The organism is Roseiarcus sp., assembly GCF_052145395.1.
Taxonomy (GTDB): Bacteria; Pseudomonadota; Alphaproteobacteria; order Rhizobiales; family Beijerinckiaceae; genus Roseiarcus.
Genome location: NZ_JBKQOT010000550.1, coordinates 1 through 13,933 on the forward strand (window position 1 = coordinate 1; position 13,933 = coordinate 13,933).

General features: G+C 67.2%; 10 protein-coding genes and 1 pseudogene. 5 read left to right on the forward strand and 6 right to left on the reverse strand.

The features are described 5' to 3' along the window. The 3 genes and pseudogenes from ACLP25_RS18895 to ACLP25_RS18905 form a co-directional block, all read left to right on the forward strand. A pseudogene (locus ACLP25_RS18895) lies at positions 1–719 on the forward strand (metallophosphoesterase family protein); the annotation flags it as partial. 5 nt (positions 720–724) lie between these two features. Further along, positions 725–4,198 (forward strand): AAA family ATPase, encoded by a 3,474-nt coding sequence (locus ACLP25_RS18900; RefSeq protein ID WP_442470708.1) that lies wholly within the window; start codon positions 725–727, stop codon positions 4,196–4,198. A 173-nt stretch (positions 4,199–4,371) separates the two neighbouring features. Continuing rightward, complete coding sequence (locus ACLP25_RS18905; protein WP_442470709.1) at positions 4,372–5,151, forward strand: hypothetical protein; 780 nt, start codon at positions 4,372–4,374, stop codon at positions 5,149–5,151. Positions 5,152–5,250: 99 nt separating this feature from the next. Here the strand turns inward: ACLP25_RS18905 and ACLP25_RS18910 are convergent, their stop codons facing one another. From ACLP25_RS18910 to ACLP25_RS18935, 6 genes are all read right to left on the reverse strand, one after another. Then, positions 5,251–6,330 (reverse strand): BMP family ABC transporter substrate-binding protein, encoded by a 1,080-nt coding sequence (locus tag ACLP25_RS18910; RefSeq protein ID WP_442470710.1) that lies wholly within the window; start codon positions 6,328–6,330, stop codon positions 5,251–5,253. 31 nt (positions 6,331–6,361) lie between these two features. Then, positions 6,362–7,303, reverse strand: a complete 942-nt coding sequence (locus tag ACLP25_RS18915; protein ID WP_442470711.1) for an ABC transporter permease — start codon at positions 7,301–7,303, stop codon at positions 6,362–6,364. Then, on the reverse strand, positions 7,300–8,394 hold the full coding sequence (locus ACLP25_RS18920) for an ABC transporter permease (protein ID WP_442470712.1): 1,095 nt from the start codon (positions 8,392–8,394) through the stop codon (positions 7,300–7,302). The genes ACLP25_RS18915 and ACLP25_RS18920 overlap by 4 nt, the downstream gene beginning before the upstream one ends. Further along, positions 8,378–9,943: an ABC transporter ATP-binding protein gene (locus tag ACLP25_RS18925; protein WP_442470713.1), complete on the reverse strand. Its 1,566-nt coding sequence runs from the start codon at positions 9,941–9,943 to the stop codon at positions 8,378–8,380. The genes ACLP25_RS18920 and ACLP25_RS18925 overlap by 17 nt, the downstream gene beginning before the upstream one ends. A gap of 937 nt (positions 9,944–10,880) precedes the next feature. Beyond that, complete coding sequence (locus ACLP25_RS18930; protein ID WP_442470714.1) at positions 10,881–11,108, reverse strand: DUF2934 domain-containing protein; 228 nt, start codon at positions 11,106–11,108, stop codon at positions 10,881–10,883. A 280-nt stretch (positions 11,109–11,388) separates the two neighbouring features. Continuing rightward, on the reverse strand, positions 11,389–11,679 hold the full coding sequence (locus ACLP25_RS18935) for a hypothetical protein (protein WP_442470715.1): 291 nt from the start codon (positions 11,677–11,679) through the stop codon (positions 11,389–11,391). A 479-nt stretch (positions 11,680–12,158) separates the two neighbouring features. Here ACLP25_RS18935 and ACLP25_RS18940 point away from each other — a divergent pair, with 479 nt between their 5' ends. Next, positions 12,159–12,650, forward strand: coding sequence for a nucleoside deaminase (locus ACLP25_RS18940; protein WP_442470716.1), 492 nt, complete (start codon positions 12,159–12,161; stop codon positions 12,648–12,650). A 132-nt stretch (positions 12,651–12,782) separates the two neighbouring features. After that, positions 12,783–13,933 (forward strand): Glu/Leu/Phe/Val family dehydrogenase (locus ACLP25_RS18945; protein ID WP_442470717.1); only part of this gene is annotated, 1,151 nt, incomplete at its 3' end.

Genomic DNA, 13,933 nt, shown 5'->3' on the forward strand with positions numbered 1-13,933 from the left:
GCCACGAAAACTACGCGCCCTGCACGGCCGCCGAACTGGCTGCGCGAGGTTACGATTACTGGGCGCTCGGCCATGTGCACGCCTTCGAGATCGTCTCGCGCGATCCGTGGATCGTCTACCCCGGCAACCTTCAGGGACGCAGCGTACGCGAATGTGGGGAAAAAGGCGCGGTCTTCGTCGACGTCTCCGACGGCCGGGTCGAGGCGATCAGACGCGTTTCGACGGACCGCGCCCGTTGGGCCGAAGTGGTCGTCGACGCGGAGGCGCACGACGAGGAGGCGTCTCTGATGCGCGCCGTCGAAGCGGCGGTGCGCCTGCACGCTGACGCCGCTGAAGGGCGCATGCTCGCGGTGCGCGTGTCTTTCGCCGGCGCCGCGCCGCTGCATGCGCGCCTCCTCGCCGACCCGGACCTGCGCGACAAGACCGAGGCGGCGGCGCAGCGCTGCGGCGATGACGTGTGGCTCGAAAGGCTTCGTGTCGGCACCACCGCGCCCTCGCGCCGGATCAACGAGGCGGCGCTCGCTGGGCTCGACCTTTCGGCCGCGCTCAGCGAGAGCGCAGACGATCCCGCCCTGCGCGCGGCGCTCGAGGCGCTCATCGGGACGGTCCGCGCGAGACTGCCGGGCGGGATGGTCGATGATCCCGCCGCGACGCTCGACCTCGAGTCCGTGCTCGCGGAGGCGCGCGCGCTGACGCTCTCCCGCGCCGAGATAGGCTGACTGCGATGAAGCTCCGGACGCTCGAGCTCGAGAAATTCGGCGCTTTCGACAACCTCCGCCTGCGGTTCCGCTCGGACGCAAAACTGCATGTCGTTTATGGGCCGAACGAGGCGGGAAAGTCGACGGCGCTGGCCGCGGTCGGCGCTTTGCTCTACGGCGTTCCGGACCGCACGTCCTACGCGTTTCGCTATCCCGGCCAGGAGTTGCGGATCGGCGCCGAAATCTGCGCATCGGACGGCAGCGTGCTTGCCGTTCGGCGGCGCAAGGGGCGGAAGAACACGCTGCAAGGCGAGGACGGCGCCATGCTGCCCGATGACGCGCTCGAACCCATGCTCGGCGGCGTCGGCGAGGACGCGTTTCGCCGCTCTTTCGGCCTCGACCCCGCCGCGTTGCGGGAGGGCGGAGAGGCGATGCTCAAGGCGGATGGCGATGTTGGCGCCACGCTGCTCGAAGCGGCGTCGGGCTTGCGCAATCTGCTCGAGTTGCGCACCGCCCTCGAAGCGGAGGCGGACGGAATCTTCGGCGACCGGAAGGCGGCCCACCGGCGCTTCTACCAGGCTCTCGAAAGACATTCGGCGGCGCGCAAGGCGATCGAGACGAAGGAGCTCAGGGTCGACGGCTGGCGTCGTCTCAACGCCGACATCGACGCGCTCGACGCAAAACTCGCAACGCTTCGCGCGGAGCGCCGCTCGAGCGAGGTCGAGCGGGCGCGGGTGGCGCGGCTCAAGCGGACGGCCCCGGTAGTGAAAGAGATCGCCGAGGCCGAGCGGCGGCTCGCGGGCTTCGCCGACCTTCCGCCCTTCGCCCCCGGGCAGGCGGACACTGTGGCAGCGGCGCTCCAGGAGCAGCGCGCCGCCGCCGAAGCGGTGGAGCGGGCGGAAGGAGAGGAGCGGCGCCGCGTCGAAGACGCCGCCAGACTTTTGCGCGACCCGGCTTCGCTCGCGGAGGCGTCGGCGATCGAGGACCTGTTCAAGGAGAGCGGCGCGTACGCCGCCGAGAAGCGGGACCTGCCGCGAGTCCAGTTCGAAGCCGATCAGTTCGCGGCCGCGCTGGAGGGCCACGCCCGCGCGCTCGGCCTTCCCGATGCAAACGCCCTGGAGGCGCGCCGTCCGACTGCCGCCGCGCTCGCTGCGCTGCGCGCGCTCATCGTTGAGGGCCGAAAGATTCAGTCGGACGCCGAGGCCCAGACGCAACGTCTCGTCCGGGAGCGAAAGGCGGTCGAGACGCTGCGGCGGGAGCGGGAAGCGCGGCCAGTTGCCGTGGATCCCTCCTCCCCGAGGGAAGCCTTCTCGGCGCTCGGCAAGGTCGCTGAACGCGCACGCGAGGTCCACAAGGACGGCGTCGACCTTGCCGACGAGGCGCGAAGGCAGGCCGAGACGATCGCGCGACTCGATCCGCCGGTTGAAAACCTCGAAGCGCTCACGGGCCGGCCGCTGCCGCGGGAAGAGGACATCGCCCGATTCGAGCGGGCTTTCGAGGCGGCTGCGGAGAACGCCCGCGCCGCCGCGCAGAAGCGGGAGGCAGTCGAGAAGGACATGGCGGAGACGACCGCGCGTCTGGCGGCGTTGGCCGCCGGGCGCCCGCTCGCAACCGCGATCCGGATCGAGGAGGCGCGAGACGAGCGCGACGAGGCCTGGCGTCCGCTTCGCGCCGCGCTGCTCGGCGAGACGGGCGCGACAGCGGAAATGCTGTCCGATCAGGCCCAGGGCTTCGAGCGGCTGACCGCGGAGGCCGACCGGTTGGCCGACGAGGCGCTCTCCGACGCCGGACGCCTCGCCAAGCATGCGCTCGAGACCCAGCGCCTCGACGAGCAGACGCGCGCCTATGCGCTCGCTCAAGGCGGCGAGGCGCAGGAGGAGGCGAAGCGGGGCGAAATCGAGCGCGCCTGGGCCGAGCTGTGGCGGGGCGTCTGCGCGCGCCCGAGGCCCCCCGCGACGATGCGGGACTGGATCGCCCGCGTCACGGAGGCGCTCGGCGCCCGCGACCGGCTGCTTGCGCGTAAGATCGCGCTCGACGCCGAGACGCGAGAGCTCGAGGCGACCGCTCCGATGCTGCTGACGCTCGCCAGGGACATCGGCCTCAATCCGATCGAGGGCCTCGATATCGCGCGGCTGGCGGACCGGATCGAGCGGCGGCTGGAGGAGGTCGCCAAAGCCTACCACGCTTCGCGCGACATGGAGGCTCGCTACGCCGAGGCTTGCCGGAGCCTCGCAGAGGCGACGCGGGACGAGGCCGAGGCCGCGACGCGCACGGCTTTTTGGCGGGCGCGCGCCGACGCCGCTCTGGTCGAGACGGGCGTCGCCGCCGGCGCCTCGATCGAGGCGGTCGAAGCCGCCCTCGACGTGTGGGACAAGGCGATGCGGGACGGGGAAAACCAGCGCGACCGCGCGCGCCGCGTCGCGGGGATGAAACGGAACATGGAGGCCTTCGAGGCCAAGGCAGGCGCGCTCGCCGCGCGCTGCGCGCCCGAGGCCGCGGACCTGCCGGCGGACGCGATGGCGCGCCGTCTGAACGAGCGCCTTTCGTCGGCCCGCAAGGCCGAGGCGCAGCGGATCGAGGCGGCGCGGTCCATCGAGTCCGCGCGGCGGGCGCTCGGCGAAGCCTGCGACCGGCGGACGCGCGCCGACGCCGTGCTCGCGCAAGCGACCGCGTTGCTTCCTCCGGACAGCGATCCCACCGTCCTGATCGCGCGAGAGCGTGAGCGCGCGGACCTGGCGGAGGCCCTGCGCCAGAACCGGCGCCATCTCTCCGATCTCGCGGACGGCGTGGATGAGACGCGGCTCGTGGAGGAGATGCAGGGGTTCGACCCGGACGCAGCCGCTGCGCGCATCGGCGAGCTCGAACGCGAGAACGATGAGCGCGAACGGCTCGACAATGACCAGCGCGCGCAACGCGCCCTGCTTCTGCAGCAGCGCGAGGAGCTTGAGGGAGGAATCGGCGCCGAAGAGGCCTGGCAGCAGCGCCGCAACGCCGAAGCGGAGCTCGTGGAGACGGCGCGGCGATGGGCGGTGCTGAAGGCTTCGTCCGCCCTTCTCGGCGCCGCGCTGGATCGCCATCGCGCAGCGCGCCGTGATCCGCTGATGACGCGCGCGGGCGCGATCTTCGCGCTCTTGACCGGCGGCGCTTTCGCCGGACTCGATCAGGCTTTCGGCGACGACGACGAACTGCAGCTCGTCGGGATGCGCCGAAACGGCGAAAGCGTGCGGGTCAAGGCCCTGAGCGAAGGCACGCGCGACCAGCTCTATTTCGCTCTGCGCCTCGCCGTGATCGAGAACTACGCCGCGCGCTCCGAGGCGCCGCCGTTCGTCGGCGACGACATCTTCGCGAGTTTCGACGACGAGCGAACCGGGGCCGGGCTCGAAGCGCTGGCCGCAATCGGCAACCGCGTGCAGACGATCCTGTTCACCCACCATCGCCACGTCGTCGACGCGGCCAAGGCCCGGCTGCGAGACAGGGCGGACATCGTCGAGATCATGTGAGGGGCTCGCCGCCCCGGCGTTATGCCCACTCGAGGCGAAGGCCATCTCTTGCTCTGGCCTTCCGCCTTGCACCCGTTCCCGATCCGGATCACATTCCGCTCAATCCTTGTGGAAGGGCCCGACCCGACAGCTGGCAGGGCGCGATGTACTTCTCCGGAATCCGAAGCTCGGACATGCATATCTTCGGCGCGGCGGCCAAGCATTTCCGGGTCTATATTCTCGTGCGGGCGACCAATGCGGCGTCGCTTTCCTATATCGGCATGGCGGGCTTTTCGGCCAAGCGGTTCGACTGCAAGGCCAAGACGGCCGACAAGTCTGTCGTCGTGCAGGGCAGGATGCGCGAAATTGCCGGCCTCGTCGCCGATCCGAACATCGTCGGGCCGCTGGCCTTCGACGGGGACAAGTTCCAGAAGGCGCTCCGCGAGTGGACCGAGTTCGAGCCGCTTGTCTGCCGCAGCTTCTGGCAGGACGGCCGCCGGGCCCTGACCTACTTCCCGGGCGGAAAGGTCTACGGCGTGCAACTCGACCCCGAGAGCCCGCGATACGGCTGCGTGCTGTTCTCGTCCTCGTCGCTCGTTTCGGCCGCGACCTATGTCCACGGCGACTACGATCTCTATGCAATCGTTCGCGCCGACATGCCCGGCGAAACGCTTCTGGTGAAGGACGAGATGCTCGGCTTCAAACACTTCCGCTCGAAGGAGCTCCTGGACGTCCAGACCTTCATCAACAAGCGGATCGGGCGGCCGATGATCCTCCACGCCGATCACGAAAAATACAGCGCCCACACCGACGAGACCGTCTACGCGTTCTTCCCGGACGGGACGACGGTCCGCGAGCTCAGCAATCTCGCGGAGATCGAGGGCTTCTATCTGACCGAGTTGCAAGGCCGGAAGACTGGCGGCAAGGGCGCGACGCTGGAGCGGGCCGGGGGCCTCTGGAAGCGCGTGACCTGAACGGTGGCGCTTCAGGAACAGCAAAACGGGAGAGGGGTGGCCCTCTCCCGTCCTTTCAAGCCACGTCCGCGCCGTGACGGACGCGCGAAACCGCGCCGCTCAGCTCTGCACGCCCTGGACGTACCAGTCGATCACCGCGAGGTCCTTGTCCTCCATGCGCGAGCCCTTGGGGACCTTCACCGTTCCCGCCTGGTCCTTGATCTCGCCGGTGAAGACGTCGTAGCTGCCGTCCTTCCAGCCGGCGATCACCTTGTCCGCGGCCGCCTTCACGTTGTCCGGCACGGCGGAGCTGTAGGGCGAGATGACGACGGTGCCTTCCTTCATGCCCCACCAGGCGTCGTCCGGCTTCCAGCTTCCGTCGAGCATCGTCTGAGCGCGGGAGATGTAATAGGGGCCCCAGATGTCCATGATCGCGGTGAGCTGCGTCTTGGGCGCGAACTTTTTCATGTCGGCGCCCTGGCCGAAGCACCACGCCTTGCGCTGTTCGCAGACCTGCAGGCCCGCCGGGCTGTCGGTGTGCTGGGCGACGACGTCGCAGCCGAGGTTGATCAGCGTCTGGACAGCGGCGGCTTCCTTGGCTGGATCGAACCACGAGTCGATCATGACGAGCTTCGTCTTGATGTTCGGGTTCACCGCCTGCGCGGCGAGCGTGTAGGCGTTCACGCCGAGCACGACCTCGGGCACCTTGTAGGAGCCGAGATAGCCGATCGTGTTCGACTTGGTCATCAGGCCCGCGATCGTCCCTTCGACGGCGCGGCCCTGATGGAAGCGGGAGTTGTAGGTGCCGACGTTGTCGGCATGCTTGTAGCCGGTGCAGTGCTCGAACTTCACCTCGGGGAACTGCTTGGCGACCTCGATCGTCTGGTCCATGTAGCCGTACGAGGTCGTGAAAATGAGTTTGTTGCCTTGCTGCGCGAGGTCTTTCAGGATCGGAATCGCGCTGGCGTCCTCCTTCACGTTCTCGACATAGGACGTGACGACCTGGCCCTTCAGCGCCGCGTCGAGCGCGAGCCGGCCCTTGTTGTGCGCCCAGGTCCAGCCGTAGTCGCCGATTGGGCCGAGATAGATGTAGCCGATCTTTAGCGGCTCGCCGGCGTATGCGGCGCGTCCCAGCGCCGGCAAGGCGAGCCCCGCGGCGGCGGCGGTCTGCAAGAAATTGCGTCGTGTCACCAGACTCATGTCGTTCTCCTTCTTATGCGTGACATGATGATCAACTGTTCGGCATGAACGGCCTGCCGAGGCAGGCCGGGGCCTCGCTGCCCGTTACGCCGCGGGCCGACATGACCGCGAGCACGGCCACGGCCATGATGTAGGGCATGGCGGCCCAGAACTGCGACGGCAGGAACGAATAGCCGGACGCCTTGGCGTAGAGCTCGAGCGTCATCAGGATTCCGAAGAAATAGGCGCCGACCAGCAGGCGCCCGGCGCGCCAGCCGGAAAAGACGACGAGGGCGAGCGCGATCCAGCCGCGCCCCGCCGTCATCTGTTCGGCCCACATCGGCGTGATGACCATCGAGAAATACGAACCGCCTATTCCGGCGAGCGCGCCGCCGAAAGCGACGGCGGCGTAGCGGATCGCGATCACCGGGTAGCCGATCGAATGGGCGGAGATGTCGTTCTCGCCGACGGCGCGCAGGATCAGCCCGGCGCGGGTGCGGTTCATGAACCAGCCGACGGCGAACACCATGATCAACGCGAAATAGACCAGCGGGCTATAGCCGAAGACGACGCGTCCGATCGGGTCCGTCGCCAGCCAGTCGGGGAAGACCTGATTGAAGGGCGGGATCACCATCCCGACATAGCCGGCGCCGACCAGCGACGACAGGCCGATGCCGAATATCGCCAGCGCGAGGCCGGTGGCGACCTGATTGGAGGCGAGCGTCAGCACCAGAAACGCAAACAGCATGGAGGACGCCGCGCCGGCGACCGCGGCGGCTACGACGCCAACCCAGGGCGCCCAGTCGCCCAGCGCGTCGCCGGAATTCAGGGTGACCGCAAAGCCGGTCACCGCGCCGACCAGCATCATCCCCTCGACTCCGAGGTTGAGCACGCCGCTCTTCTCGACGATGAGCTCCCCGGTCGCCGCGAGAAGGATCGGCGTCGTGACGCCGATGACGGTGACGATGGCGTCGATGATGAAGTCGAGGGTCACGCCGGCGCTCCCGCGCCTGCGGCGCGCGGCGCGTCGCGGACGATTCGCAGCCGATAGCGGACGAGGATGTCGCTTGCCAGGATGAAGAACAGCATGGTCGCCTGGAAGATGCCGGCGGTCGCCTCGGGCACATGAACCACCGTCTGGGCGACCTGTCCGCCGACATAGGTGACGGCGAGGATCAGCCCGGCGAGGAAGACGCCGATCGGATGCAGCCGGCCGAGGAACGAGACGATGATGGCGGTGAAGCCGTAGCCGGAGGGGAAACCGAGGTTGATCTGGCCGAGCTGGCTCATCGCCTCGAGGATGCCGGCGAGGCCGGCCATGCCGCCGCTGATCATCAAGGTCGACCACACCGTGCGCGAGGCGTCGAAGCCGCCGTAGCGCGCGGCGCTCGGCGCGGCACCGACCGTGCGCACCGAGAAGCCGTACACCGACCGCGCTTGGAGGAGCCAGAAGATCAGGGTCAGCGCGATAGCGACGACGAAGCCCGGAGGGACGACTGTGCCGGGGATGACGTTGGGCAATGTCTGCGCCGGAGTGAACGGCGGCGTCTGGGGGAAGTTGTGCCCGTTCGGGTCCTTCCACGGGCCGCCGATCAGGTAGTTCAGCACCTGCATCGCGACATAGACGAGCATCAGGGTGGACAGCACTTCCGAGACGTGAAACCGCGTCTTCAGAAGCGCCGGCACGGCGGCCCAGGCCATGCCGCCGAGAATGCCCGCCGCGATCATGACGGGAACCGCGATGAAGGCAGGCGCGTCGGGCAGGGCGAAGGCGACGCCCGCTCCGGTTAGCGCCCCGATGACATACTGGCCCTCCGCGCCGATGTTCCAGATCTTGGCCTGGTTGCCGAGAGATAAGCCCAGCGCAATGATGATTAGCGGCGCGGCCTTGGTCAGGACGTCCACCCATTTGTACGGCGCGACAATCGGGGTGATGAAAGTCTGGTAGATCGCGTCCAGCCCGTCAAAGCCGAGCAGTTCGAAGATGATCGCCCCGAGCAGCATCGTCAGCAGCACCGAGGCGACCGGAGTCGCGACCAGCATGAAGCGACTGGGCGTCAGGCGCTTCTCAAGCCGGATGCGCATGCAGCTGCTCCGTGATCTCCTCGGTCGCCGACGGATCGCCGTGCACACCGCCCATGAGCAGGCCAATCTCCTCGATGGAAGCCTCCCCGACTTTCATCGGCGCCGACAGCCTGCCGAGGTTGATGACGGCGATCGTGTCGCACAGAGACAACAGCTCGTCGAGGTCTTGTGAAATGACGAGCACCGCCGAGCCGCGCGTGGCGAGATCGACGATCGCCTGATGGATGGCCGCGGCAGCGCCGGCGTCGACCCCCCAGGTCGGCTGGCACACGACCAGCGCCTCGGGGCGCTGGAGGATTTCGCGCCCCATGATGAACTTCTGCAAATTGCCGCCCGACAGCGACCCTGCGAGAGCACCCGGTCCGGTCGCCTTGACGGTGAAGGCGCCGATGACTTCGGCGGCGTAGTTGGTCGCCTTGCCAGGGTCGATCAGGCCGAAGCTGACGAACGCCATGCGGTCGCGCCCGGTGAGCGAGGCGTTATCGGTGAGCGAGAACTCGCCCACGGCGGCGTGGCCGTGGCGCTCTTCCGGGACGGCGCAGAGGCCGAGGCCGCGGCGGTCGGTCACGCCGAGCTGACCGACCGCCTCGCCCGACAGAATCACGGCCTCCGAGCTCGCCGCAAGCGTCTCGCCGCTCAAGGCGGAGAGGAGTTCGTTCTGCCCGTTGCCGGCGACGCCCGCCACGCCAAAAATCTCGCCCGCGCGCACGCAGAGCGTCACGTCCTTCAGCGCGACGCCGAATTCGGTTGGCTTCGGAAGGCTGAGGTTTTGCGTCTCAAGCTTGGGTGGGCCGAAAGCGCGCTCCGCCGGCTTGGAGATCTCCTTGAGATTCCCGCCGATCATCATCTCGGCCATCGAACGCGACGTCTCATGGCGCGGGTCGGCGGTTCCGACCACCTTGCCGCCGCGCAGGATCGTCGCCGTGTCGCAGAGAGCGATGATCTCATGCAGCTTGTGCGAGATGTAGAGAATGGAGCAGCCGCTTGCCGAGAGGCGGCGCAGCGTCTCGAACAGTTGCTCGACCTCCTGCGGCGTCAGGACGGAGGTCGGCTCGTCCATGATCAGGAGGCGCGGATCGAGCAGCAGCGCTCGCACGATCTCGATGCGCTGCCGCTCGCCGACGCTGAGCGTCGAAACGATCCGGCGCGGATCGAGCTTGAGGCGGTAGGCGTCGAGCACCTGGTTGAATTCGGCGAGCAGTTCGCGCGGCGAAAGGCGCGCATCGAGGCCGAGGGCGATGTTGTCCAGCACCGTCAGCGCTTCGAACAGCGAGAAATGCTGGAACACCATGCCGATGCCGAGCCGGCGGGCGGCGCGCGGATTGGAGATGCGCGTCGACGCCCCGTCGAACAGGATCCGGCCCTCGTCAGGCGCCAGAACGCCGTAGATCATCTTGACGAGGGTGGACTTGCCGGCGCCGTTTTCCCCGAGCAGCGCGTGGATCTCTCCCGGCCTAACCTTCAGGTTGACGTTGTCGTTGGCGCGCACGCCGGGGAACGACTTGCTGACGCCGATGAGCTCCAGACGCGGGGGAGCCTCAACCTTCACCTCCACATCCCCTCGCTTTCCCAACGGAAGCCCGCCCGAGCCGCCCGGATTCGACGGACGCAAGATCGGCGCCGACAAGCGGCGTTTGCTCCGCTTCGCGCGGGCTCGCCAAACGCCGTCCGAACCTTTGTCGCAGCCGTCCGCGCCGCCAAGGAACCTATCGCGGCGCGGGCGTGTGTCAAATGAATAGGTCGCCACGTTGCCGTAACGATGCACAAGAAATAGGCGGATGTGACGAATTCGTTGGCACCGCGCAAAGCCCGATCGGCCGTTGCGGGGCTCTGGCGCAAGAGGGACGGTTATGCCGTCCGGCCGTCGAAGGGGCGATCATGGACGCGGAAAAGTTCGGGTTCGCGGTCGCGGCGGCCGTGTTGGCGGCGGGTTGATCGGTTTGGCGTTGCAGCGCGTTCTGCCCGAGGGCGGCCGGAGAGTAGGCGCTGGCGTATATGGGGCAGGGACAGGGAGTCGTTCGGCGCGCGGCGGTAGGTAGAGCGACCTAGGTCTTTTCAGGCCCCTGTGTGCCCCATCGCGGCGGTGATCGCGTCAGCAAGATCGGCTTCGGAATAACGAGCGCCTGTCTTGAGTAGGACAGCGGCGGGTTCGATGTCTTGGCCGGTCACGGGCGTCCCCTTACAGGGGTCCAGGCCGCTTATGGCTCGTCTGGCGGACGCCCGGGGCTCAGGTGGCGCAACCCTGAGCCGGTACACCTCAACTTTCGTCTCGCGCGCGATCGCTTTCCTGACCGAGCGCCAATATCGAGCTGAAGAGAAGTCATTCGCCTCGCGCTCCATCCTGTCGGCCGCATTGAACGCGCCGGGCCCGAGATGTTGGATCAGCGATTCCGCCTCCGTTTCGATCCACCTCGCCCTTTGACGGCCCCGTTCCAGAAACAAAAGCATCTGCCAATCTCCTCAGAAACAGGCCGCGGCGCATGGGGTCAGACGTTCGGGTCCCGCTGTCTCTTCGCCCAATCCGCGGCCGTTTCACAACGAACATCCGCAGATCGGCGGACGGGGCCGCCGAGCTTTCGCTCACGCGTCTCCTCTTTGCGTTCGATTTTAGATTTTGCGGCGAACCAGTATTCCTCGCTGCGTCCATCGGGCCTGCCCGCGCTGTCCCACAGCTGATAGGCATGTTCGCGAATCATCCGCTCCGTGGTGTCCATGGTCTGTTTCCTGCTTGACCGTATTGGGGTAGGCGCGAGCCAACCCACGTTGGGCGTCCTGACGCGAGCCGTTGAGTCGATAATCGTCCGGGCGGCGGCGAAAGCGGCGACGAGGGCAAAACTGGTCGCCAGTCTCTTGGCCGCGCCTTATGGGCTCGTAGTGAGCGCCAAGCGTAGCGCGGACGCCTGGCGCTAAAGCTTCTTGACCCGAAGCGACTGTGGATATTCACTATTCGCCTGCGTGGTGGAGAGTCGGCATTCGCCTTCTTGGAATCGTGCACTAGCGACTGCTCAGACCGAGACGTGAAAGCTTCGGGCCGACGACGCCGGCCTTTTGCATTGCGGCCTTCAGATCCTCTCCGGTGAGCCACGCGCGCGCCCTCCCCATGTCGGCGACATCCTGAAGGATCCGGACGTCATTCAGGTCTTCTGCGCCGCGAAAAACCTTGCCATTGGCTATGCCCGCGGCCACGCGGCTCGTCTCGCGTTCGTCGTAGCCCTTGCGCCAAGTCGGGTCGTCCTTGACTTTGTGATGAATTGTGAGATTTTCGGTCGGATGTTGTGCGCTCATCGCCAATTTCCAAAGCAATAAATGTAACTTCGAACGTTTATCGTTCGAACTACAAACGTAATTTAGGAGTTTTTTTTATGAATACAAGGCTAGGCGATAGCTTGAACGCATTTTGTTCGAAGCCGAATTTCTCGTCATGGATGTGTCACAGGCGGGACTATAGCCGACAGAATCGCCGCGTTCTTCCGGGCCTTCGTCATGCCGAACCTCCGCCATGAAGTCTAACACAAAGGCCCGGCCAAATCCGCTCGTATTCACGTGAAACGATTCAGACCGTCAGAGTAAACTTCGACGGTCCGGTATAAGGGCGCATTGGGTCGACGTGAACTTTCAGCCTGGCCGCGGCGGAATGGCCGCTCCCCGCGCATTCCCGTCGTCCAATTCGGCGTTATCGCAGCGAAGCTAACCCCAAAATGACCCTATCCGTTTGACGCGAAGCGTTTAATTTTGACCGCGAGGATGAAGGAGTTTCCCTGACGATGCCCGTTCGCCCCTACGACGAAACCCTCCTGCGCAAGGCTTTCGACGTCGCCAGACGCTCCCGCGACGGCGGCGACCATCCGTTCGGCTCGGTCCTCGCCGACGGCGACGGGAACTTGCTGATGGAGCAGGGCAACGGCTATTCGAGCGAGGGACGCGACCGCACCGCCCACGCCGAGCGCCTCCTCGCCTCGCGCGCCGCCCGCGCCTACGATCTCGCGTTTCTCTCGCGATGCACGCTCTTTACCTCCGCCGAGCCCTGTGCGATGTGCGCCGGCGCGATCTACTGGGCCGGGATCGGCCGCGTCGTCTATGGCCAGACCGAGAAGGCGCTGAAGGCCGAGACCGGGTCGCACGAGGAGAACCCGACGCTCGACCTGCCGTGCGAGATCGTCTTCAAGGCGGGCCAGCGCCCGACCGAAGTCGTCGGGCCGCTGCTCGAGGACGAGGCGGCGGCCTTGCAGGCCGATTTTTGGAAGGCGAAAGGGTAGCGGCCGATCTCCTCGGCGGCACCCGCGAGCGCGCATCCGCAATTTCGCGCCGTTTCAATATTTACCCTGTCGAGGCGCCCGTTTGCGGGCCGGAGGCGTCGATCGTCGCGCCGCCGTTCGGGAGACCGCCGCATGAAGCACCTGTACTCCGGCCCGGTGTTCGCCATGGCCCGCGAGCAGTTCCACGTCATCGCCGACCACCTCGCGATCCCCGAGGACGAGCGCGACCGGCTTTTGTTCCCCAAGCGGGCCATCGTCGTCTCCTGCCCGATCCACATGGACAACGGGCGCACCCGGGTCTTCACCGGCTATCGCGTCCAGCACCATCTCACGCTCGGCCCGGCCAAGGGCGGAACGCGCTTCTCCGCCAAGGTCGACATCGGCGAGATCGCGGCGCTCGCGATGTGGATGAGCTGGAAATGCGCGCTCGTCGATCTGCCCTACGGCGGCGCCAAGGGCGGCGTGACGGTCGATCCGCACGCGCTGTCGCACCGCGAACTCGAGAACCTGTCGCGCCGCTACATGCAGGAGATGATCCCGTTCGTCGGACCGCGGGTCGACGTCATGGCGCCGGACATGGGCACCAACGAGCAGGTGATGGCCTGGTTCATGGACACCTATTCCATGTACCAGGGCGTCACCGTGCCCGAGATCGTCACCGGCAAGCCGGTCGGCACCGGCGGCACGCTCGGGCGGCGCGAGGCGACCGGCCACGGCGTCGCCTTCCTCACCTTTCTCGCCATGCAGTCCCTGGGGATCGATCCGGTCGGCGCGACCGCGATCGTCCAGGGCTTCGGCAACGTCGGCTCGCATGCGGCCATGGGGCTCGAGGCGCGCGGGGTCAGGATCGTCGGGGTCAGCGACCACACCGCCGCCTACTACGACCCCAAGGGCCTCGTCGCCCGGGAACTCGTGAACCACGTCGCGCGCGCGGGGAGCCTCGCCGGCTGGTCGACCGAGGCGGCCATCGACCCGCGCGCGCTGCTCGAGCAGTCCTGCGACGTGCTCGCGCCCTGCGCGGTCGAGCGGGTCATCGACGCCGATCTGGCGCGGCGCCTGCGCTGCCGGATCCTCGCGGAGGGCGCCAACGGCCCGACCACGCCCGAGGCCGACCGGGTGCTCGCCGAGCGCAACGACGGCATCTTCGTCATCCCGGACGTCCTGTGCAACGCCGGCGGGGTGATCGTCAGCTATTTCGAATGGGTCCAGGACCTGCAGCAATATTTCTGGTCGCGGGACGAGGTGATGGACCGGCTCGAACGGGCGCTCGACCGCTCGTGGAC

Bases quoted from the DNA above. Each gene is read 5' to 3' on its own strand.
- ACLP25_RS18905 (WP_442470709.1), top strand. From the start codon at position 4,372: ATGCATATCTTCGGCGCGGCGGCCAAGCATTTCCGGGTCTATATTCTC.
- ACLP25_RS18935 (WP_442470715.1), bottom strand. From the start codon at position 11,679: ATGAGCGCACAACATCCGACCGAAAATCTCACAATTCATCACAAAGTC.
- ACLP25_RS18900 (WP_442470708.1), top strand. From the start codon at position 725: ATGAAGCTCCGGACGCTCGAGCTCGAGAAATTCGGCGCTTTCGACAAC.
- ACLP25_RS18940 (WP_442470716.1), top strand. From the start codon at position 12,159: ATGCCCGTTCGCCCCTACGACGAAACCCTCCTGCGCAAGGCTTTCGAC.
- ACLP25_RS18930 (WP_442470714.1), bottom strand. From the start codon at position 11,108: ATGGACACCACGGAGCGGATGATTCGCGAACATGCCTATCAGCTGTGG.
- ACLP25_RS18920 (WP_442470712.1), bottom strand. From the start codon at position 8,394: ATGCGCATCCGGCTTGAGAAGCGCCTGACGCCCAGTCGCTTCATGCTG.
- ACLP25_RS18910 (WP_442470710.1), bottom strand. From the start codon at position 6,330: ATGAGTCTGGTGACACGACGCAATTTCTTGCAGACCGCCGCCGCCGCG.